The sequence below is a fragment of the Vibrio sp. Vb339 genome (assembly GCF_902751245.1).
Classification (GTDB): Bacteria; Pseudomonadota; Gammaproteobacteria; order Enterobacterales; family Vibrionaceae; genus Vibrio; species Vibrio coralliirubri.
In genome coordinates, this window is record NZ_CADDIS010000001.1 from 1327133 (window position 1) to 1346643 (window position 19511).

18 protein-coding genes are annotated in these 19511 nt (G+C 43.7%); 14 read left to right on the top strand and 4 right to left on the bottom strand.

All coding sequences use genetic code 11. The features are described 5' to 3' along the window. Nucleotides 1-74: 74 nt before the first annotated feature. The 4 genes from HRQ85_RS05930 to HRQ85_RS05945 all read left to right on the top strand — a co-directional run bounded on the left by HRQ85_RS05930 (nt 75) and on the right by HRQ85_RS05945 (nt 4936). On the top strand, nt 75-911 hold the full coding sequence (locus HRQ85_RS05930; protein WP_172378996.1) for an AraC family transcriptional regulator: 837 nt from the start codon (nt 75-77) through the stop codon (nt 909-911). A gap of 211 nt (nt 912-1122) precedes the next feature. Continuing rightward, nucleotides 1123-2307: an amino acid aminotransferase gene (locus tag HRQ85_RS05935; RefSeq protein ID WP_017060118.1), complete on the top strand. Its 1185-nt coding sequence runs from the start codon at nt 1123-1125 to the stop codon at nt 2305-2307. An 11-nt stretch (nt 2308-2318) separates the two neighbouring features. Next, nucleotides 2319-3005, top strand: a complete 687-nt coding sequence (locus tag HRQ85_RS05940; RefSeq protein ID WP_050053063.1) for a putative ATP-dependent zinc protease — start codon at nt 2319-2321, stop codon at nt 3003-3005. A 323-nt stretch (nt 3006-3328) separates the two neighbouring features. Beyond that, nucleotides 3329-4936: an ABC-F family ATPase gene (locus tag HRQ85_RS05945; protein WP_081090187.1), complete on the top strand. Its 1608-nt coding sequence runs from the start codon at nt 3329-3331 to the stop codon at nt 4934-4936. Between the two features lie 193 nt (nt 4937-5129). Here HRQ85_RS05945 and HRQ85_RS05950 read toward each other — a convergent pair whose 3' ends face one another. Next, nucleotides 5130-5654 (bottom strand): hypothetical protein, encoded by a 525-nt coding sequence (locus tag HRQ85_RS05950; RefSeq protein WP_048608275.1) that lies wholly within the window; start codon nt 5652-5654, stop codon nt 5130-5132. Between the two features lie 98 nt (nt 5655-5752). Then, nucleotides 5753-6130, bottom strand: a complete 378-nt coding sequence (locus tag HRQ85_RS05955) for a YgiW/YdeI family stress tolerance OB fold protein (RefSeq protein WP_048608277.1) — start codon at nt 6128-6130, stop codon at nt 5753-5755. Nucleotides 6131-6424: 294 nt separating this feature from the next. On the opposite strand from HRQ85_RS05955, the gene HRQ85_RS05960 reads away from it, so the two are divergent. The 4 genes from HRQ85_RS05960 to modC are packed head-to-tail and all read left to right on the top strand — an operon-like array spanning nt 6425 to nt 10508. Continuing rightward, a complete protein-coding gene (locus tag HRQ85_RS05960) occupies nt 6425-7891 on the top strand; it encodes a cobyric acid synthase (protein ID WP_172378997.1) in 1467 nt (488 codons plus the stop codon). 56 nt (nt 7892-7947) lie between these two features. Beyond that, nucleotides 7948-8706 carry a molybdate ABC transporter substrate-binding protein gene (gene modA / locus HRQ85_RS05965; protein ID WP_172378998.1) on the top strand — a complete coding sequence of 253 codons (759 nt, stop codon included), beginning with the start codon at nt 7948-7950 and terminating at the stop codon, nt 8704-8706. After that, nucleotides 8707-9405, top strand: coding sequence for a molybdate ABC transporter permease subunit (modB, locus tag HRQ85_RS05970; protein ID WP_172378999.1), 699 nt, complete (start codon nt 8707-8709; stop codon nt 9403-9405). After that, nucleotides 9402-10508, top strand: a complete 1107-nt coding sequence (gene modC, locus HRQ85_RS05975; protein WP_172379000.1) for a molybdenum ABC transporter ATP-binding protein ModC — start codon at nt 9402-9404, stop codon at nt 10506-10508. Before modB ends, modC begins: the two co-directional genes overlap by 4 nt. Nucleotides 10509-10820: 312 nt before the next feature. On the opposite strand, the gene HRQ85_RS05980 is transcribed toward modC, so the two are convergent. Continuing rightward, a complete protein-coding gene (locus tag HRQ85_RS05980; protein ID WP_017069091.1) occupies nt 10821-11258 on the bottom strand; it encodes a DUF3069 domain-containing protein in 438 nt (145 codons plus the stop codon). Between the two features lie 131 nt (nt 11259-11389). On the opposite strand from HRQ85_RS05980, the gene HRQ85_RS05985 reads away from it, so the two are divergent. Continuing rightward, on the top strand, nt 11390-12361 hold the full coding sequence (locus HRQ85_RS05985; RefSeq protein WP_170930167.1) for a diguanylate cyclase: 972 nt from the start codon (nt 11390-11392) through the stop codon (nt 12359-12361). A gap of 78 nt (nt 12362-12439) precedes the next feature. Then, a complete protein-coding gene (locus HRQ85_RS05990) occupies nt 12440-13450 on the top strand; it encodes a Solitary outer membrane autotransporter beta-barrel domain (protein WP_172379001.1) in 1011 nt (336 codons plus the stop codon). 144 nt (nt 13451-13594) lie between these two features. On the opposite strand, the gene HRQ85_RS05995 is transcribed toward HRQ85_RS05990, so the two are convergent. Further along, nucleotides 13595-14836 (bottom strand): GGDEF domain-containing protein, encoded by a 1242-nt coding sequence (locus HRQ85_RS05995; protein ID WP_048613564.1) that lies wholly within the window; start codon nt 14834-14836, stop codon nt 13595-13597. A gap of 461 nt (nt 14837-15297) precedes the next feature. Between HRQ85_RS05995 and HRQ85_RS06000 the strand changes: the two genes are divergently transcribed. From HRQ85_RS06000 to pntB, 4 genes are all read left to right on the top strand, one after another. After that, nucleotides 15298-15666, top strand: a complete 369-nt coding sequence (locus HRQ85_RS06000) for a late competence development ComFB family protein (RefSeq protein WP_017060104.1) — start codon at nt 15298-15300, stop codon at nt 15664-15666. Nucleotides 15667-15705: 39 nt separating this feature from the next. Then, entirely contained in the window at nt 15706-15987 is a 282-nt protein-coding gene (locus tag HRQ85_RS06005; protein ID WP_004731023.1) for an HlyU family transcriptional regulator, read from the top strand. Between the two features lie 300 nt (nt 15988-16287). Beyond that, a complete protein-coding gene (gene pntA, locus HRQ85_RS06010; RefSeq protein ID WP_172379002.1) occupies nt 16288-17835 on the top strand; it encodes a Re/Si-specific NAD(P)(+) transhydrogenase subunit alpha in 1548 nt (515 codons plus the stop codon). 10 nt (nt 17836-17845) lie between these two features. Further along, nucleotides 17846-19243 (top strand): Re/Si-specific NAD(P)(+) transhydrogenase subunit beta, encoded by a 1398-nt coding sequence (gene pntB, locus HRQ85_RS06015; protein ID WP_017064580.1) that lies wholly within the window; start codon nt 17846-17848, stop codon nt 19241-19243. Nucleotides 19244-19511: the final 268 nt, after the last annotated feature.

Sequence of the window (19511 nt, forward strand, 5' to 3'; positions counted from 1 at the left end):
TCATCTATTTCAAAACTATCGAATGACTAATGTGGCGATTTAATTGCGGGCAAACCTAATGAGCGACCAGTGAAATGAGTGAGAAACACGAACGCTACGAGATCTCAGATAAGACACATCAAGAGTTTGTCGATCAAAGCCATGTATTGGCATTCGAAGAATTGGGTATCGTTCAGTGTGGGACGGCGTCGTGCCGAGATTTCTTTTCGGTACATCGGAAGAATCCCCAGAAACACATGCTGCTATACACGATTAGGGGCAAAGGGTGGTTAGAAAGTGGCGCGTGTCGCTATATTCTAGAGCCAGGATCATGCATTACAGTTCCCGCGGGCACTGAGAATGGCTTTGGGATTGAAGAAGAAACATGGCAAATCGCATGGATTTTTCTCTCGCCAGATAAGCAATGGGATAAAGTGGTGAGTGATGAAGTTAGCTACACGCTTTCGCCAGCAGCAGAGGTGGTGTCGTCGTGCATTCATACTCTATTGAGGAGCATTGCCTTACCCATTGATTTGGGAGGAGCGATCGCCAATCACAGTGTGGCTCAAATAGAGTTCATGATTAATGCGCCAGTCCCGCAGCAGCAATCACGCAATTTGATTCGTTTAAGACACGTGTTCGACAACGTACAAAAACAACTCCATAAAGAGTGGAACGTTCATGAGCTTGCGAGCTTGTTCCCGTGCTCAGAGCCGCATTTCCATCGTTTGTGCCAGCGCTATTATTCACATAGCCCAATGAGTCATATCATGCGTATGAGAATGGAATACGCAGCTCGTTTGTTGAAATCGAGTGATTGGTCGATTCAACATATTGGCGAGATCGTGGGTTACCCGAATGCGGCTAACTTTAGTACTCGATTTAAGGCTTGGTCGGGAATGACACCAAGGCAATTCAAACAAGGTATTTAGCTGAGAATCAACAAGGTACTTCTTAAACAAGCTACTGATCTTCTGATAAAGCACTAAAAGTGTTCGAAATTTGCGCTGTTTCATGACGTAAAATGACCAATCTCTGATTACTTATTCTAACTAAGCGCTTCTATTAAAAAATGTTTCTGATTTGTCTACGATAATGTTAACGTGAAACTCATTACTTGAATTTCAAAGGGTTGTGACTTTCATGTTTTCACATCTACCAAAACCAACTTTAGATCCAATTCTATCTCTTTCTGTTGCTTACCGCGGCGATACTCGTACTGATAAAGTCGACTTAGGCATTGGCGTTTACAAAAACGATCAAGGCGAAACTCCGATCATGAAAGCCGTTTCTATGGCTCAAGATATCGTTGTTGAAACGCAGAAAACCAAAGCTTACGTTGGCCTAGCAGGCTGTGAAGAGTTCAACCAGAGCATGGTTGATCTGCTGCTTAAAGGGACTTCTGCAATGGATCGCGTTGCTGCGATTCAAACACCGGGTGCAAGTGGTGCACTTCGTATGTTGGGTGATTTAATGAAAGTTTCTCAACCAGACACCACGGTTTGGATTTCAAACCCAAGCTACGTTAACCATAAACCGGTGATGGAAGCGGCAGGCTTAAAAGTTCGATACTACAATTACTTCAGTCCTGAAACGAAGCAAGTTGATACTGCAAGAATGTTGGATGACCTTTCAAAAGCGGGTCCATCAGACGTGGTACTGCTGCACGGTTGCTGTCATAACCCAACGGGTGCTGATATCGACTTTGAAGCGTGGCAGGAAATCACCAAATTATCTCAGAAGAATGGTTTCTTGCCGTTCGTTGATATTGCCTACCAAGGCTTTGGTGATGGCCTAGAAGAAGACGCAAAAGGTCTTCAACACATGGCTAACAACGTTGAAGAGATGTTGATTACGACATCTTGCTCGAAGAACTTCGGTTTATACCGTGAAAGAACGGGCGCTGCTATCGTGATTGGCAAGAACAGCGAACACGTTGGCAATGCTAAAGGTAAGCTTCTAACGCTTGCTCGTTCAACTTACACAATGCCGCCAGATCATGGTGCAGCTTTGGTTAAAACAATTCTACAGAATCAAGAGCTAACCTCGATTTGGAAGCAAGAATTGAGTGAAATGCAGCAACGTTTGTTAAATCTGCGCCAAAGTTTATGTGATGAATTGCGAAATACTTATAACACGTCACAATTTGACTTCATTGAAAGCCATAAAGGCATGTTTAGTGTACTAGGCTTTAAAGAAACTCAAATGAATCAATTACGTGAAGAATATGGAGTCTATGGTGTTGGTGACGGACGCATCAATATCGCAGGCCTTTCCGAATCTCATATTCCTTATGTAGCTAAAGCGATAGCCAACGTTTCAAAATAGAAGGTGACTGAATGTATAACTGGAAAGCGATTGTAGTTTTAATGCTAAGTGGTGGCCTGTTTGCTTGTTCGACGACGACTCAAGTTCCTGTCGAGCCAGAGCAAAAGCCTCAAGTAGAACAACCTGTTGTGGATGACTCTTCAAAGACTGACGCAACTGAAGGCGAGAAAGTAACGGAACCTACGGAAAAGCCTGAAGAAGTAAAACCGACTGAGCCAGAAGCGAAACCAAAGCCTGAAGAAAAGCCAGCTCCAAAGCCGACTAAAACAAGCGATGGTAAATTAATTCTTGGTGAAGAAGAGTGGGTGTATGTTCCTGGTTTGAAAGAAGCGTTTAAAGCACGTGTAGATACAGGTGCAACAACATCTTCAATCAGTGCGGTTGATATTGTTGATTTTGAACGTGACGGAAAAGATTGGGTTAAGTTCAAAATTGAACATGACGGCATCACAACGGAAGAGGTCAGCTTACCGGTAGAGCGTTGGGTTAAGATCAAGCAGTCGAGCGCGGAAGGTACACAACGACGTGCTGTGGTTGTCGCTTCAATTCAAATCGGTGATCTGAAAGACAAAACTGAGTTTACTCTAGCGGACCGAACGCATCTTTCTTTCCCACTTCTGTTGGGTAGAAGCTTCTTTAGAGATGTTGCGGTAGTAGATGTAAGCCAAAAATACGTTCAAAAGAAAATCACTAAATAACAATTCTGCTCGTCATCAAAGCTTTTCGTTTTGAAGAGCGATAGTTCAAAGGTGACGAGTTTAAAAGACTTTTAGTGTTGATAAATGAAATCCCTGCCAGTTCTGCTGGTGGGGATTTTTCTATTTACACCCCAATAACGCATGAAAAGCATCTAAATGGTCTATGTTTACTGTTCGTTTACTGTTTAGCCTCGACAACGTGATCGAGATCTCTATATAATCCGCGCTTCGATTTTTGTTTAATCCATACTTTCGTACTTCTTATTTAGGTTCTTGAAATAGCCTAATAATTATCTGTCAGTACACGCTTAGGAATTAGTTCTTTGATATCTACCGCGAACATCACAATGCAATTTGGCGCAGAGCCGCTGTTTGAAAACATCTCTGCTAAATTTGGTAACGGCAACCGTTATGGTTTGATCGGCGCTAATGGTTGCGGCAAATCAACGTTCATGAAAATCCTAAGTGGCGCATTAACGCCAAGCTCGGGCAACGTTTCTATCACTCCAGGAGAAAAACTGGGTGTGCTAAGCCAAGATCAGTTCGCTTTCGAACAATACAGCGTTATCGACGTTGTGATCATGGGCGACAGAAAACTGTGGGAAGTAAAACAAGAACGTGACCGCATTTACTCTTTGCCAGAAATGAGCGAAGACGACGGCATGAAAGTTGCGGAACTTGAAAGCGAATTCGCTGAAATGGATGGTTACACTGCAGAAAGCCGTGCTGGCGATATCCTAATCCAAGCGGGTATTGAAGAAGAGTTCCATTTCGGCTTGATGCAGCAAGTCGCTCCAGGTTGGAAACTGCGTGTGCTATTGGCGCAAGCTCTGTTTGCAAATCCAGACATCCTGCTTCTTGATGAACCAACCAACAACTTGGACATTCACACGATCAACTGGCTCGCTGAAGAGCTAAACCAGCGTAAATGTACAATGATCATCATTTCGCACGATAGACACTTCCTGAACTCTGTGTGTACGCACATGGCAGATATCGACTACGGTGAGCTACGTGTTTACCCTGGTAACTACGAGTACTTCCTAGAAGCATCTGGCTTGATTCGTGAGCAGCTTCTAGCAAGCAATGCTAAGAAAGCGGCTGAAATCAGCGAGCTTCAAGATTTCGTAAACCGTTTTGGTGCTAACGCATCTAAAGCAAAACAAGCAAGCTCTCGTGCTAAGAAAATGGACAAAATCACGCTTGATGAAGTTAAATCATCGAGCCGTATGAGCCCATCTATTGATTTTGGCGAAGGTAAGAAACTGCACCGTCAAGCGCTTGAACTTCAAGACCTTGGTCACGGCTTCGATGGCGAAACATTGTTTGCTGGTGGTAACTTGCTGCTTGAAGCCGGTACTCGTCTTGCGGTTATCGGTGAGAACGGTGTGGGTAAAACCACGCTGCTACGTTGCCTAGTTCAAGAGCTAGAGCAAAACGAAGGCATCGTTAAATGGTCTGAAAACGCATCAGTAGGCTACTGCCCACAAGACAGCACTAAGGATTTTGATAACGACCTGAGCATCTTCGATTGGATCTCACAATGGCGCACAGTGAAGCACGATGACCTTATGGTACGTGGCATTCTAGGTCGTCTATTGTTCACTGCTGACGATGCGAACAAAAAAGCGCGAAACTGTTCTGGTGGTGAGAAGAACCGCCTGTTATTCGGCAAGCTAATGATGCAAGACATCAACGTGCTGGTAATGGACGAACCAACCAACCACATGGACATGGAAGCAATCCAAGCCCTGAACGACGCGTTGAAGGTTTACACGGGCACGCTTATCTTCGTAAGTCATGACCGTGAGTTCGTTTCTTCACTGGCAACACACATCATTGATGTAAAAGACCAACAGCTAGTGAGCTTCCAAGGTACTTATGAAGAGTACTTAGACCACCAGAAAAAGATGCTGATGGTTAATTTATAAAGCAAGTCGCTGGCTTAGGCTGTTGAACGACTAACAGCCAGCGAAACTAACAAACAAAAAAGCCCCGAACATTAATATGTTCGGGGCTTTTCTATGTAATATGTTCGGGGCTTTTCTATGTAATATGTTCAGCTATTTATTACTCAGTAACCAAACATAAGCTTATCAATAAAATCTAGGTACGAAATCTAGATTAGAATCCGAATCGAGCCGACATTAAGATTTGGTGGCCGTATGTGCCGTTATTGCGCATATCAAGACCAACAGACAGTTGATCAGTTGAATGGAAACGAGCACCGATACCAACAATAGAACGAGTGTCATCGTTGTCGATCAGTTGACCAAGGCGTGCGTTAACTTCAACGTTTGCCATTAACCAAGCTCTCAAGCCAAGGTTAATTTCTGTTTTGATGTGGTTGTCGTCATTACGTTCAATGTTGTGCAGCAACATTTGGCCAGTAACGTCAGCAAATTGACTGATTGGACCGTTGAATCCCATACCTACCGCTGCATCCCAATCACTTTCAAATTCTGAATCGATACGAGCAACAAAGTGAGAGTTCTGAGTGAACATTGTTGTGACTTCACCACCGAAAGTACTTGGGCTAGTACCCATGCGCAGCTCGAATGTGTTGTAGTTAAAGTTGTTTGCAGACGCAGAGAATGAACACAGTGCAGCGAGTCCTAAAAGGACAGTCTTATTCGTGCAACCTAGCATGGTGACTCCATATAAATTGTATTTTTCGGCAGTATAATACAAAAAAGCCTGCAATATGCAGGCCAATTATTTGAAGTCAGTATTTTTATATTAATCGCTTATAGAACCTGGATGTGGTCCACTTCGATTTCCGGTGTCTTGCCGCCTTCATATTCGCCGAAGATACGAACTTTTGTATCAGCGGTCAGTGGTTGTGCTAGGCGGATATCATCATCCAGTTCGATTTGAATCTCACTCTGGCCATCAGAGAAGACAAACGTGTCATTCTTTAGTTGACGAACAATCTTGCCATCCACAATTGCTTCTTGCTCTGCGAACATGCTTGTGTCGGCAAGCAGTGTCGCAACAGAAACGGTTTCAATCGGTCCAGTGTAAGCAATCGCGCTTTCGTGCTTGTTGCTGTTGTGATCACTAGCCATTGCGAAAGTAGGAGCAAGGATAATAGTAGATGCGATAGCTAATACAGTCTTTTTCATGGTGAATCCTTTAATGTTGTTTTTAGTAGAAACGTTTTTCTAAATTTGAAGCGTTTCTTTTCGTTAGTACGTTTTTTGTTGAGTCGCCTGTTATCGTTCACAAGCTTCGTTTCGATGGAGCTATTAAACAACACTGGGGTTGAATCCAGAGTGAGTAACACATTCATTTTCCATTCATTTTATTGAGCATCTACTCGGCAATGACGTTAAGATGGTTGCAGAGAGAGATTGCCCATAGCTTTAAATTGAAAATTAAGAAATTAAGAAATTAAGAAATTAAGGATTTAAGTACAAATGCGAGCACCATTAAGTGCCCTTATGGTTCAAGGGACAACGTCAGATGCCGGAAAAAGTGTTTTGGTGGCAGGTTTATGCCGTGTTTTGGCAAGGAAAGGAATCAAAGTGGCACCTTTCAAGCCACAAAACATGGCGTTAAACAGTGCTGTGACAAAAGATGGAGGCGAAATTGGCCGTGCTCAAGCGGTTCAGGCGCAAGCTTGTAATATTGAGCCAACCGTTCACATGAACCCTGTATTGCTAAAGCCTAATTCAGATACCGGCGCGCAAGTGATTCTGCAAGGCCGAGCGCTGAGTAACATGGAAGCGACGGGTTATCATGATTACAAGAAAGTTGCGATGGATACGGTTATCGATTCGTTTGACCGACTTTCTGAAGAATATGAAAGCGTGATGATTGAAGGTGCGGGTAGCCCAGCCGAAATCAATCTTCGCGAAAATGATATCGCTAACATGGGTTTTGCTGAGAAAGCGGACATCCCAGTCATCATCGTTGCTGATATTGACCGTGGTGGTGTTTTTGCGCACCTCTACGGGACATTAGCTCTATTGTCTGAATCTGAACAAGCTCGTGTAAAAGGCTTTGTGATAAATCGTTTTAGAGGCGATATCGCACTTCTTCAATCTGGCCTTGATTGGCTAGAGGAAAAAACCGGAAAGCCAGTCATTGGTGTTTTGCCATATCTGCATGGTTTTAACTTAGAAGCGGAAGATGCCATTACCTCTGCTCAAGAGTCTGACGGAGAAGCTAAGCTTAAGGTGGTGGTGCCAGTGCTAACCCGAATCAGCAACCATACAGATTTTGACGCGTTAAGACTGAATCCTTCGATTGATTTACGTTATGTCGGTAAAGGTGAACGTGTAAACAACGCTGATTTAATTATCTTGCCGGGTACAAAGTCGGTAAGAGCAGATTTGGATTACCTAAAACAACAAGGCTGGGATAAAGATATTCAACGCCACTTGCGCTTAGGCGGCAAAGTGATGGGTATCTGCGGCGGCTATCAAATGTTAGGTAACATTATTCACGATCCTGATGGCGTTGAAGGGGAACCCGGCAGCAGCGAAGGGTTAGGGTATCTGGATACTGAAACGACCCTTACACAGCAGAAAACCTTAACTAACGTACGCGGCACCATGACGCTGGGTGGCAAAACAGCAGAGGTAAAAGGGTATGAAATCCACGTAGGTAAGACTGATGTCAAAGAAACAGCCTTACCGGTTCAGTTAGAATCTGGCAGCCTAGATGGCGCTGTGAATCAAGATAACTCGATTTTTGGTACTTACCTGCATGGCGTATTCGATAACAGTGATGCGTTATCGCTTATTTGCGAATGGGCAGGAGCCTACGATGTGACCGCGATTGAGCACGAACAGCTTAAAGAGCTGGGTATTAATCGAATCGCTGATGCCATCGAAGAGTACTTAAATCTTGACCTGCTTTGGCCTGAATTAACTGCTTAAGCCGCCATTTAGAAGTTAGCTAAAGAAACTAAACGAACAATAGATAAGTGATAACAATGAAAAAGCGAGTCTTCCTTTTAACCATGGCCTTAACTTCGGCACTGACTTCTACTCATCTTTTTGCTGCCGAAAAGCTACGAGTTTACGCTGCATCGTCGATGACCAATGCGGTTAATTTGCTGGTTGAAGAATTTGAGAAAGACCATTCTGTCGATGTGATTCCTGTGTATGCGAGTACGTCGTCTTTGGTGCGACAAATCGAAAGAGGAGCACCAGCAGACATTTTTATCTCGGCAAATGAAAAATGGATGACGCATTTAGTCGATCGCAAATTGGTTTCTAGTGACAATGTCACAAATCTATGTGAAAACGAATTGGTACTGATTTCACCGAACGAGACATCGGTAACATTAGACCTATCAAAAGGTAAACAATGGGCTGAACTGCTTACTAATGAGAGGCTTGCAGTGGGTAACACCATGTCGGTTCCTGCTGGTATCTATGCGAAAGAAGCGTTAGAAACGTTGGGTGTATGGGATGATGTGAAGACTCGATTAGCTCCAAGTAACAATGTTCGTATGGCCTTAGCCTTAGTCGAGCGCAGTGAAGCTAAGCTTGGCATTGTCTACAAAACGGATGCGTTGCTTTCTAAAGAAGTAAACCTAGTGTCGACCTTCCCATCAGAACTGCACACACCAATACGTTACCCTGTAGCTAAGTTGAGTGATAAAGTTGTGGCAGAAGAGTTCTATACTTTCCTAAAGAGCGAAAAAGCGAAAGACACCTTGAACAGTTTTGGATTTGAAGTGCGTTAGATGATGTATTTATCGGAATACGAATACCAAGCCTTAATGCTGAGCTTAAAAGTCGCTGGGTTTGCCATATTATGGCTTATTCCTATCGGCATTGGTTTAGCATGGCTGCTTGCTAAGAAACAATTTGTAGGCAAAAGCATTGTAGAGAGCATTGTCCATTTACCCTTGGTACTTCCACCTGTGGTCATCGGCTATTTACTGCTAGTGATGATGGGCAGGCAAGGCATTATAGGCTCGTGGCTCAATGACGTGTTTGGTATTGTATTTAGCTTTAGCTGGAAGGGCGCGGCACTCGCTTGTGTGGTTGTGGCGCTGCCGCTGATGGTTCGCTCTATCCGACTGAGCCTAGAGACCGTAGACAGTAAGCTTGAAGAGGCGGCTGCAACATTAGGCGCTTCACCTGTTCGTGTGTTTTTCACGATCACTTTACCCTTGATGATCCCAGGGATCATCACCGGCACCATGCTTTCATTCGCAAGAAGCTTAGGGGAGTTTGGCGCGACCATCAGCTTCGTTTCAAATATCCCCGGTGAAACGCAAACCATTCCTTTGGCTATGTATACCTTTATTGAAACCCCTGGTGCGGAAATGGAAGCTGCGCGTTTGTGTGTCATTTCTATTGTGATAGCTCTGGGATCATTGATGCTTTCTGAGTGGCTCAACAAAAAGTCAGCACAACGTTTGGGAGGCAATGCATGAGTGCTTTGATCCTCCAATATCAACAACAACTCGGTGAAACCTTCTTTGATATCGACTTGGAATTACCAAGTAGTGGCATTACGGCAATTTTTGGTCGTTCTGGCGCGGGTAAAACCTCACTTATCAATGCGATCAGTGGCCTTAAACAGCCCGATAAAGGTTTGATCAGCGTATCTGGAACGACACTGTTCGATAGTGAAAATGGCATTAATTTGCCGACTCACAAACGCAACGTCGGTTACGTGTTCCAAGAGTCGCGATTGTTTCCACACATGAAGGTGGCAACGAACCTTAAATACGGCATGAAAAGCGTCGATAAAGCACACTTTGAGCAAATAGTCTCGCTGCTGTCTTTGGGTTCATTGCTTGACCGATACCCAGCTCGTTTGTCTGGCGGTGAGAAGCAACGTGTGGCGATTGGCCGCGCGTTGTTATCCAAGCCGAGCATTTTGTTGATGGATGAGCCTTTAGCGTCTCTCGACTTGCCTCGTAAGCGCGAAGTGATGCCATTTCTGGAAAACTTATCCGAAACCGTCCAAATCCCGATCATTTATGTCACTCATAGCCTCAATGAAATTTTACGCTTGGCAAATCACCTTGTGATTATTGACCAAGGCAAAGTTATTTCGTCGGGCGTGACGGAAGAGGTGTGGGCATCGAGAGCTATGCAACCTTGGCAATCTTTCTCAGAACAAAGCTCGTTGTTTGAAGCGACATTAGCGGAACACAATGACGACTATGCGCTGTCTCGCCTGATGTTAGGAAAGTCGACGTCGTTATGGGTTCAGAAAGTGTCGAGTGAGCTTGGAACGACAGTGAGGCTACAAGTTAGGGCAAATGATGTCTCTATCACGCTAGAACAGCCGAAAGGAACTTCGATACGTAATATCCTTCCTGTTACCATTAAAAGCGTAGAGACGCACCAGCAAGGCACAAATAAGCAGAGTGTCGCTGTCGAGCTAGAGTTAGAGTCCGGGTGTTACCTATGGGCAACCATTACATTGTGGGCGCTGGATGAATTGAATCTAGAAATCGGGCAGCGTGTTTACGCTCAAATTAAAGGTGTGAGTGTCGCTCAAAGAGATATCGCGGTAACGCATTAAACCTGACAAGGTCAGCTTTTCGATATTGTCGCGATACTGCCTGTTATAGGTTCTGAAAATTCGATCTTGATTCCATGAATGGATACATGCGTCATTTTTATACGGTATAACTGCCAGTTTTGCGCCAAACTGTATGAGTGTTAAAGCATATTATTTGTCGAATCATATGAACATTAGTCACACGAACAAGCAGACGTAACGATCGACGAACAGAAAATAGCGGATATAAAAAAGCCGCGTGTTTAAAGCAACATGCGGCTTAATCTTAAGTATTACTGTTAGCGCTTAGCCTAGTTTTAGGCAACGAGCGACTTACTTAGTAAAAACTTCTTTGAAATCACGCTTCAAGATTGCATCACGACGAGCTTTCTTGATTTGTTTAACCATGTCTTTTACACAGTTGTGTAGAACTTGGTCTAGCAGCTGAGCACGGTACTCTTCTTTTTCTTCGTCAGTCATGTCTTCTGGAAGTTTAAGAGTAGGGAACTCTTCCATCACGTTAACACCAGCGAAAGCTTGGCTAACTGAGATTAGAGCGTGGAACTGCTCGAAGTTGTCTAAAACATTTTGTGCGCTTGCTGGAAGGCTGTCCCAAGCTTCGCGTACTGCTTCTTCAGACACTTCGTGAATAGAAGTAACCATAAAGTGCATCTCTTTTGGCACGCCATCAAATTCGATAACTTGACGAAGTTCTGGTGAGATGGTGGTTAAATCGATTTCTTGTTGTTCGTTGTTTGTAGCGTCTGACATAGTATTTCTCTTTAAAAAGAAACAATGCTAAAAAGATCTGTAAAAAAGTCAATATAATATAGAGATTAGGGCATGATTTAAGCCCAAATTTGAGCTACTTTGAATATTCAACACTAGATAAAGGTGATGTGATGATAGAAAAGGGATCTTCGATGCGCATATTGCTGGTTGATGACGTTCAACTAGATAGGATGCAACTTGCTATCCGACTCAAGCAACTGGGTCATATTGTAGAAGCTGTCGGTAGCGGAAAAGAAGCCCTGAGTGTTTATTCTGATTTTGATCCTGAACTCGTGTTACTTGATATCAGCATGCCAGAGATGGATGGTTTTGAAGTCGCTAATGAGGTTCGAAGCCGATTTCCAGAATGGGTTCCCATCATCTTTCTTAGTGGTCACGAAGAACCTGAGATGATCGCTAAAGCGATTGACGCTGGTGGCGACGATTACCTGATCAAGCCAGTAAACAAGGTCGTTTTAAATTCTAAGTTGATTGCGATGCAACGTATCGCGCACATGAGACGAGAGCTAAAACAAAGCACAGCCAAACTCGAAGAACTGAACATCCTTCTGCAGCAACAAGCCAACGAAGATGGCCTGACCAAATTGTATAACCGTCGATATATGGATACTAAGCTTGAAGAGAGCATAGCGTGGCACGGAAGACGTAATATATCCATGACAGTCATACTTCTAGATGTAGACTTCTTTAAGCCTTACAACGATAATTATGGACATATTCAAGGGGATAAGTGCTTACAAGGGCTTGCTAATACCTTGAAACAGCTGTTTGTTCGTGCGGGAGAATTTGTCGGTCGTTATGGCGGTGAAGAGTTTGTTTTGATTCTTAGCGATACAGACAGTGAAGGCGCTAAGGTACACGCGACTCGAGTTAAAGAAGCACTGCACGAGATGAACTACGCTCATGACCACTCAACGGTATCGGATAGAGTGACAGCGTCACAAGGTGTGTTGTCATTTGTGCCAGAAGGTGGCGAATCTATTGCCTCTATTTATGAAAAGGTCGATCAAGCGCTTTATCAAGCGAAGCAAAGTGGTAGAAATACCTTTGTACAACGCAACATTTTGGAGCTTGCTCGTTAGTTGGCGAGCTCTTTTAGATATTTGAATTTATACTTCTAATAGCGTTTGAGCTAGGAAGTGCTTTAAGTGATAAAAGAAATGCCACATTCGAAGTCATTTTCTATGACTAACACATCTTGGACGCTTGCGGTTCCTCTCTTTTTTACCGCTTTGCCGACCACGGTTAATGCCAATTCGCTGTCTGATCTTTTTCGAAAGGATCTAGAGCAGAGTTTTGCCACCAGTGTATTGCTCAACGACACCGATGTTTTCACATTTGGTATCAATAACTTTGATCCCAATAAAGTATTTAGTTTGGACAATGAAGACATCGGTTCGAATGATTCGGTGAGTCGTCGACAAAACATTACCTCCCTGAGTTTGCCTTACACATTTGAACTACCCAGTTACATTGAAGACAACCATCAAGAGGTGACGCTGCGCTTGTCTGCATTGCGGATCGAGAACGATGTTGAGTATGCTGCAGCAAACAGAAACGATTTTCAAAAAGAGTCGGTAGTGTCTGGCTACGTCGAATTCGCGAATGTGTCCCAGTTAGATGAATATTGGAGCTTCAGCTCTGCAATCGGTAACCACATCTCTTACTACCGCAATGATTATGAATATCGCGCTTCATTGCTAAAGCCTATTCAAGACCAACTGGATGGCGTATACCTCAATACTGATGCTTGGGCTTACATCATCGAGCCTAAAATCAAGCTGATGTACGAAGATAAGAATGACTGGGGAAAGTATAAATTGAGCACCAGTTGGCATTACTTTAATGGCATCGGCTGGGGCGAGGCGAATAATGGCAATGTCGGTCACCCAGAAGGGTGGTATATCGCCAATGAAGCCAAGGTTTTCTATGATCTCGTGCGTTGGGATAAGAACATCACATCGATGTACTCGAGCATAAGACGAATTGATATTGGTGGTGACACGGTGGCGTCTATGGGCACCACATCTTACTACGAGGGTAGTGTTGGCTGGTTGCTTAACCCAAACCTGTTTAATGAGTGGGTCGATAACGTGGGAATAGGTTTTACGATTAACTACGGAAGTAGCTTAAAAGGTGGCAGCTTGGTTATCTTCTTCAACCAAGATTAAGCTCTCTTCTTCCACTTGAGCTATACGGCCTCAAATCAATGAGGCTCGTTGAACTTGGAAGTGATAGTTATTGAAGCAGTTCGCTATTAATGGCTTAAGTTATTTAGCTCTCTAGTACTCAATATCTTTAGCTTTTAACCATCGTTAACGGTCAATACACAGCTTATTTCGACCGGTTTCTTTCGCTTTATACAGCGCTTGGTCAGCAAGCTTCAACACCTCTTCAGGATGTCTGGTGGTTGTGCTATCGGAAAGTCCAATACTCACCGTCACATTCACCACTTCCGATGGTTTGCCGTTCTTACCACGCTTTTTCATACCCACTTCATGATCGTCAGGGCGCTCGTGACTATTCCGAATCGTCATGTCGTAGTTTTGAACCTCGGAAATCAGGGCTTGAAGGTGCTCTTTAACTTGTTCCGAATGTTTGCCTTTGAAGATAATCGTGAACTCTTCTCCACCATAGCGATAAGCTTTAGCGCCGCCTGTGGTTTCCCTCAGAATGCGCGCCACCAGTTTTAACACATCGTCGCCAATATCATGGCCGTAGGTATCGTTGAATTGTTTAAAGTGATCAATATCGACCATCGCCATCGAATACTTACGCCCCAAGTGCTTCATATCGACTTCTAAGGCGTGTCGACCGGGGATGTTAGTCAGTTGGTCATTAAAGGCCATATCATGACTAGCAGACATCACATAGACGATGATCAGTGTGCCTGACAGTGAGAACATGGTGCTCGAGATGTACTGAATATCGAAGAAGATGAACGTACAAGAAGAAAGCAGGATAGCGCTGTAAACCACAACATCGATAGAGCGGTTATACACCAACACTAGAATGGCAGTAAGGCCAAGTAAGCAAAGGCTATACAACACCAAAACAAAAGGCAGTTTGGAGAAGTCTCTGACAATAAATAAAAGACCTTCACTCCATGATTCAAAACCGCCGGCATGGAAGTGAGAGACGATCAATTGCGCCCACACCATAAATAGAATGAGAACGATGGCGTAGAGCAGCATCGACTTTGAGTTTACGCCGTTATCAGGGAAGGCATAAACAAGTAAGCAAGTGACAGGTACTAATGCCGCAAGTAACGAGAGCTCTAATAGCGTTGTGCCAGTATTGAGAGGTGTTTGTAAGCGAACCTGGATGATCAGATAAGCGACAAGCATGGTCACCGATACCATCGCCATTCGTCCTTGTCTGAATGTGTGGCATAGCAGAACCGCAACGCTCAATAAAATGTAAGGAAGGTTGCTAGCAAACCCTAAATTTGAGTCCGTCACGAGAATGACGTTGTCCATACCAACGAGCAGGATTGTTAACAGGACTAAAGGGAAGCAAAATCGAAACATGCTCGACGTTACAAAAGATGATGCCATTTATGTGGTGAGCCTAACTATATTGATGATCTTATTATTTAATACTATGCGTAGGATACGGTTAAACAAGCGATTGCCAAGCTTTTTGCCTAAATTAGAGCAAAAACATAGTCATAGGTCGCTATTAGTGCAATCATTTTTATATGTATTTGAGTTGCTATTAACCATAGAACGAACTACATAGTATATATGAGAAATTAATTAGTCGTTATAGATACTTAACAAAATCTATTCTGCGGCTCTTACGTTGGCGCTGTCACTTAAAGGGCTTGATGATCACTTATCATTAAGCGACGTAAGATTTGTAATGAAGTTAGAGTAAAATTAAGTAACGCCTTAGTTTTAACTATGGACAGTAAAACCTATAACTGAGTTATAAAGAGCATTTAGGAATTGCATGGTCTCAAGTAACTTTAGAAACGACTGCGACGAGAAAAAACCGCTACAAATGGAGGTGTGGTATGCAAATTAGTGTTGATGTACATAACTATATGGAAACTCTGGTAGGTCATGTATTGGCTACCGAGGAATATGTATCTAGTTATACCAACGAACAGTTGGCCGATCTCGCGTGCTTGGCTTTAGGTCAGCTAAAACCTATCTATATTCGTTTTGATATCGATTTTCTGTCAGCACTACCAGAAGACAAATTGGTGCTCTATAAACGCAATAGTGAGATCGCGGTCAAAAATGCTGAAAGTATGATTATTGACGATCGAAGACGCGAACGTGACGACAATGTGCCTGTTATATTTAGTCAACACAATTTTGATGATGACGTAGAATTGCAATGGTATGAAAAGCCGTTGTTGAACCGTAAACAGTCATGATAGTTTAGGGTGAATACGGTCATTTAAGGAGTAAAAAACGTGGGATTCTTTTCTAGATTATTTGGTGGCAAAGAAAAAACCGAACAAAAAGTAGAGATTGAGCCAGTCGAATATAAGGGTTTCAATATCTATCAAGATGCCATTGCAGAATCTGGTCAATACCGTGTTGCTGGGCGAATCGAGAAAGAATTCGATGGTGAAATCAAAACTCACCGTTTTATTCGTTCAGATGTTGTTTCAAACAAACAAGATGCCGATGAATTGATGCTCAAAAAATCGCAGATGTTCATCGACCAAATGGGCGACAATATATTTAGCTAACCAATTAGGGTTAGAATTGATGTTGGTCATAATTTAGAGAGCTTTCAGTGTATATGCTGAAAGCTCTTTTTAGTTTTAGGGACAAAGAACAGCTAGTAGGTTGTTATTAAAAGGATTATTTGCAAGTGGTTTGACCTCTTCGTTCGAGACGGTCGTCATTTATCCAAATGAAGCGCTCAAATTCCATCCAAATCGTTATAAGTAATAACTTTTCCTGTTCTTTGAACAAAACGCTTGAAGTATTAGTTGTCGTTAGATACAAACGAATAAGTCATTCGTGCCAATAGTCAAGGAATAGCTATGCAAATTGGTGTACCAAGAGAAACGCTCGCAGGTGAAACGCGAGTTGCTGCTTCACCGAAATCGGTAGAACAGCTTCTAAAATTAGGATTTGAAGTTTGTGTTGAATCACAAGCAGGTGCGTTAGCAAGTTTTGAAGATGCAGCTTATGAACAAGCTGGAGCAAAAGTTGTCACCGCAGATGAAGCTTGGAAATCCGATATTATCTTTAAAGTTAACGCTCCGATCGTTGACGAGTCTAAAAATGAAATCGATCTTCTTAAAGATGGCGCAACATTGGTCAGTTTTATTTGGCCTGCTCAAAATCCAGAATTAATGGAACAATTGTCCAGTCGTAACATCAACGTGATGGCGATGGATTCTGTACCACGAATTTCAAGAGCTCAGGCGTTAGATGCATTGAGTTCTATGGCAAACATCGCGGGTTATCGTGCTGTTGTTGAAGCGGCGCACGAGTTTGGTCGATTCTTCACGGGTCAGATTACGGCAGCGGGTAAAGTTCCACCAGCAAAAGTACTGGTTGCTGGTGCAGGTGTTGCTGGTCTAGCAGCAATTGGTGCTGCGGGTAGCTTAGGTGCGATCGTTCGTTCATTCGATGTTCGTCCTGAAGTTAAAGAACAAGTTGAGTCGATGGGCGCTGAATTCTTGGAAGTGGATTTCAAGGAAGATACCAGTGCTGGTGACGGCTACGCAAAAGAGATGTCTGACGCATTCAATAAGAAAGCGGAAGAACTTTATGCAGCTCAAGCAAAAGACGTCGATATCATCATTACAACGGCCCTGATTCCAGGTCGCCCGGCTCCTAAGCTGATTACCAAAGAGATGGTAGACAGTATGAGTGCAGGTAGTGTGATAGTAGACCTTGCGGCGGCCAATGGCGGTAACTGTGAATACACGGTTGCGGATCAAGTCATTACAACGGCTAACGGCGTGAAGGTGGTTGGTTACACTGATATGGTTGGCCGACTGCCGACTCAATCATCTCAACTGTATGCAACGAACCTAGTTAACCTGCTGAAACTGCTTTGCAAAGAGAAAGATGGCAACATCAATATCGACTTTGAAGATGTTGTTTTGCGTGGTGTTACTGTCGTTAAAGAGGGTGAGGTCACTTGGCCAGCTCCACCAATTCAAGTTTCAGCTCAACCACAACAAGCTAAGCCAAAAGCGGCCAAACCAGAGCCTAAAGTTGAAGAACCTGTTTCTCCAATTAAGAAAGCGGCGGGTATGGCGGTAGCTGTTGGTGCATTCGCTTGGGTAGCTTCGGTTGCTCCTGCTGCGTTCTTATCTCACTTTACCGTTTTTGTTCTCGCTTGTGTGGTGGGTTATTACGTAGTTTGGAATGTAAGCCATTCTCTGCATACGCCTTTGATGTCCGTGACTAATGCGATCTCAGGGATCATTGTAGTAGGTGCACTGTTACAGATAGGACAAGGAAGTGGCGTCGTCACGTTCTTATCATTTATTGCCGTATTAATTGCAAGTATCAATATCTTTGGTGGCTTTACTGTAACCAAACGTATGCTTGAAATGTTCCGTAAAGACTAAGGAGTAACAGATGTCTGAAGGATTAGTACAAGCAGCTTATATTGTTGCTGCTGTATTCTTTATTATGAGCTTGGCTGGGTTATCGAAACAGGAATCTGCGCGTGCAGGTAACTATTACGGTATCACGGGTATGGCAATCGCGTTGATCGCAACGATCTTTGGCCCTCACTCTGCAGGTATTGTGTGGATCATCATTGCTATGGTGATCGGTGGTGGTATTGGTATCCACTACGCAAGAAAAGTAGAAATGACTGAAATGCCTGAGCTGGTGGCGATTCTGCACAGCTTCGTAGGTATGGCGGCGGTACTTGTAGGTTACAACAGCTACATCGATCCACCTGCTGCTGTTTCTATCAACCCTGCAGATATTCATGCAGAGCACGTTATCCACCTAGTGGAAGTGTTCCTTGGCGTGTTTATCGGTGCGGTGACGTTCACGGGCTCTATTGTTGCGTTTGGTAAACTTCGCGGAGTTATCTCTTCGTCTGCATTGAACATCCCTCATAAGCACAAGTGGAATCTAGCGGCTATCGTAGTTTCTACGCTACTGATGATCATGTTCGTTAAAGCGGACGGCAGCATGTTCGCGCTAATGGTGATGACACTTATCGCATTCGCATTCGGTTACCACCTAGTGGCATCGATTGGCGGCGCAGATATGCCAGTAGTTGTCTCTATGCTTAACTCGTACTCTGGTTGGGCAGCAGCAGCGGCAGGTTTCATGCTTGCAAACGATCTGCTTATCGTAACTGGTGCATTGGTTGGTTCGTCGGGTGCGATTCTGTCTTACATTATGTGTAAGGCGATGAACCGCTCTTTCATCAGCGTTATTGCTGGTGGATTCGGCCAAGAAGTGGTTGTGTCTGATGGCGATGAAGAGCAGGGTGAACACCGCGAAACATCAGCTGAAGATGTGGCTGATATGCTGAAAAACTCTAAGTCAGTAATCATCACTCCTGGATACGGCATGGCAGTAGCTCAAGCACAATACCCAGTACATGAAATCACTGAGAAACTACGAGCGCAGGGCATTAATGTTCGATTTGGTATCCACCCTGTAGCGGGTAGGTTACCGGGTCACATGAACGTACTGCTTGCTGAAGCTAAAGTGCCTTACGATATCGTTCTGGAAATGGACGAAATCAACGATGACTTCGATGAGACAGATACTGTATTGGTTATCGGTGCGAATGACACCGTAAACCCTGCAGCACTTGAAGATCCAAACAGCCCAATTGCTGGTATGCCAGTACTTGAAGTTTGGAATGCTCAGAATGTGATAGTATTCAAACGTTCGATGAACACAGGTTACGCCGGTGTGCAAAACCCACTGTTCTTCAAAGAGAACACGCAGATGCTGTTTGGCGACGCTAAAAAGAGCTGCCTAAGCATCTTAGAGCATCTATAGAGATCACCTCTAAGTAATCTGTAACAACTCGATAAGGAGCTCATTTGAGCTCCTTTTTTTATCTTACGAAAGCGATGCTATGTGTGGGCTCAGTTGCTACGATACTGGTCAAGCTTATGCAAAACTTGTTCGAATTTAGGCTGGGCTGGTCAATCAATCTACTAGTACGTCTGTACAGTATGGCCGTAATATATCGGACTTTATCTCTGTAACTCGCCATTCTCACTGTTTTTCATGCGGTTAAAAATTTATCTTTGATAGCGAATGG

Bases quoted from the DNA above. Each gene is read 5' to 3' on its own strand.
- HRQ85_RS05985 (WP_170930167.1), top strand. From the start codon at position 11,390: ATGATAGAAAAGGGATCTTCGATGCGCATATTGCTGGTTGATGACGTT.
- HRQ85_RS05930 (WP_172378996.1), top strand. From the start codon at position 75: ATGAGTGAGAAACACGAACGCTACGAGATCTCAGATAAGACACATCAA.
- HRQ85_RS05935 (WP_017060118.1), top strand. From the start codon at position 1,123: ATGTTTTCACATCTACCAAAACCAACTTTAGATCCAATTCTATCTCTT.
- modC (WP_172379000.1), top strand. From the start codon at position 9,402: ATGAGTGCTTTGATCCTCCAATATCAACAACAACTCGGTGAAACCTTC.
- pntA (WP_172379002.1), top strand. From the start codon at position 16,288: ATGCAAATTGGTGTACCAAGAGAAACGCTCGCAGGTGAAACGCGAGTT.
- HRQ85_RS05995 (WP_048613564.1), bottom strand. From the start codon at position 14,836: ATGGCATCATCTTTTGTAACGTCGAGCATGTTTCGATTTTGCTTCCCT.
- HRQ85_RS05990 (WP_172379001.1), top strand. From the start codon at position 12,440: ATGCCACATTCGAAGTCATTTTCTATGACTAACACATCTTGGACGCTT.
- HRQ85_RS05960 (WP_172378997.1), top strand. From the start codon at position 6,425: ATGCGAGCACCATTAAGTGCCCTTATGGTTCAAGGGACAACGTCAGAT.
- HRQ85_RS05940 (WP_050053063.1), top strand. From the start codon at position 2,319: ATGTATAACTGGAAAGCGATTGTAGTTTTAATGCTAAGTGGTGGCCTG.
- modB (WP_172378999.1), top strand. From the start codon at position 8,707: ATGATGTATTTATCGGAATACGAATACCAAGCCTTAATGCTGAGCTTA.
- pntB (WP_017064580.1), top strand. From the start codon at position 17,846: ATGTCTGAAGGATTAGTACAAGCAGCTTATATTGTTGCTGCTGTATTC.
- HRQ85_RS05980 (WP_017069091.1), bottom strand. From the start codon at position 11,258: ATGTCAGACGCTACAAACAACGAACAACAAGAAATCGATTTAACCACC.
- modA (WP_172378998.1), top strand. From the start codon at position 7,948: ATGAAAAAGCGAGTCTTCCTTTTAACCATGGCCTTAACTTCGGCACTG.
- HRQ85_RS05950 (WP_048608275.1), bottom strand. From the start codon at position 5,654: ATGCTAGGTTGCACGAATAAGACTGTCCTTTTAGGACTCGCTGCACTG.
- HRQ85_RS06000 (WP_017060104.1), top strand. From the start codon at position 15,298: ATGCAAATTAGTGTTGATGTACATAACTATATGGAAACTCTGGTAGGT.
- HRQ85_RS05955 (WP_048608277.1), bottom strand. From the start codon at position 6,130: ATGAAAAAGACTGTATTAGCTATCGCATCTACTATTATCCTTGCTCCT.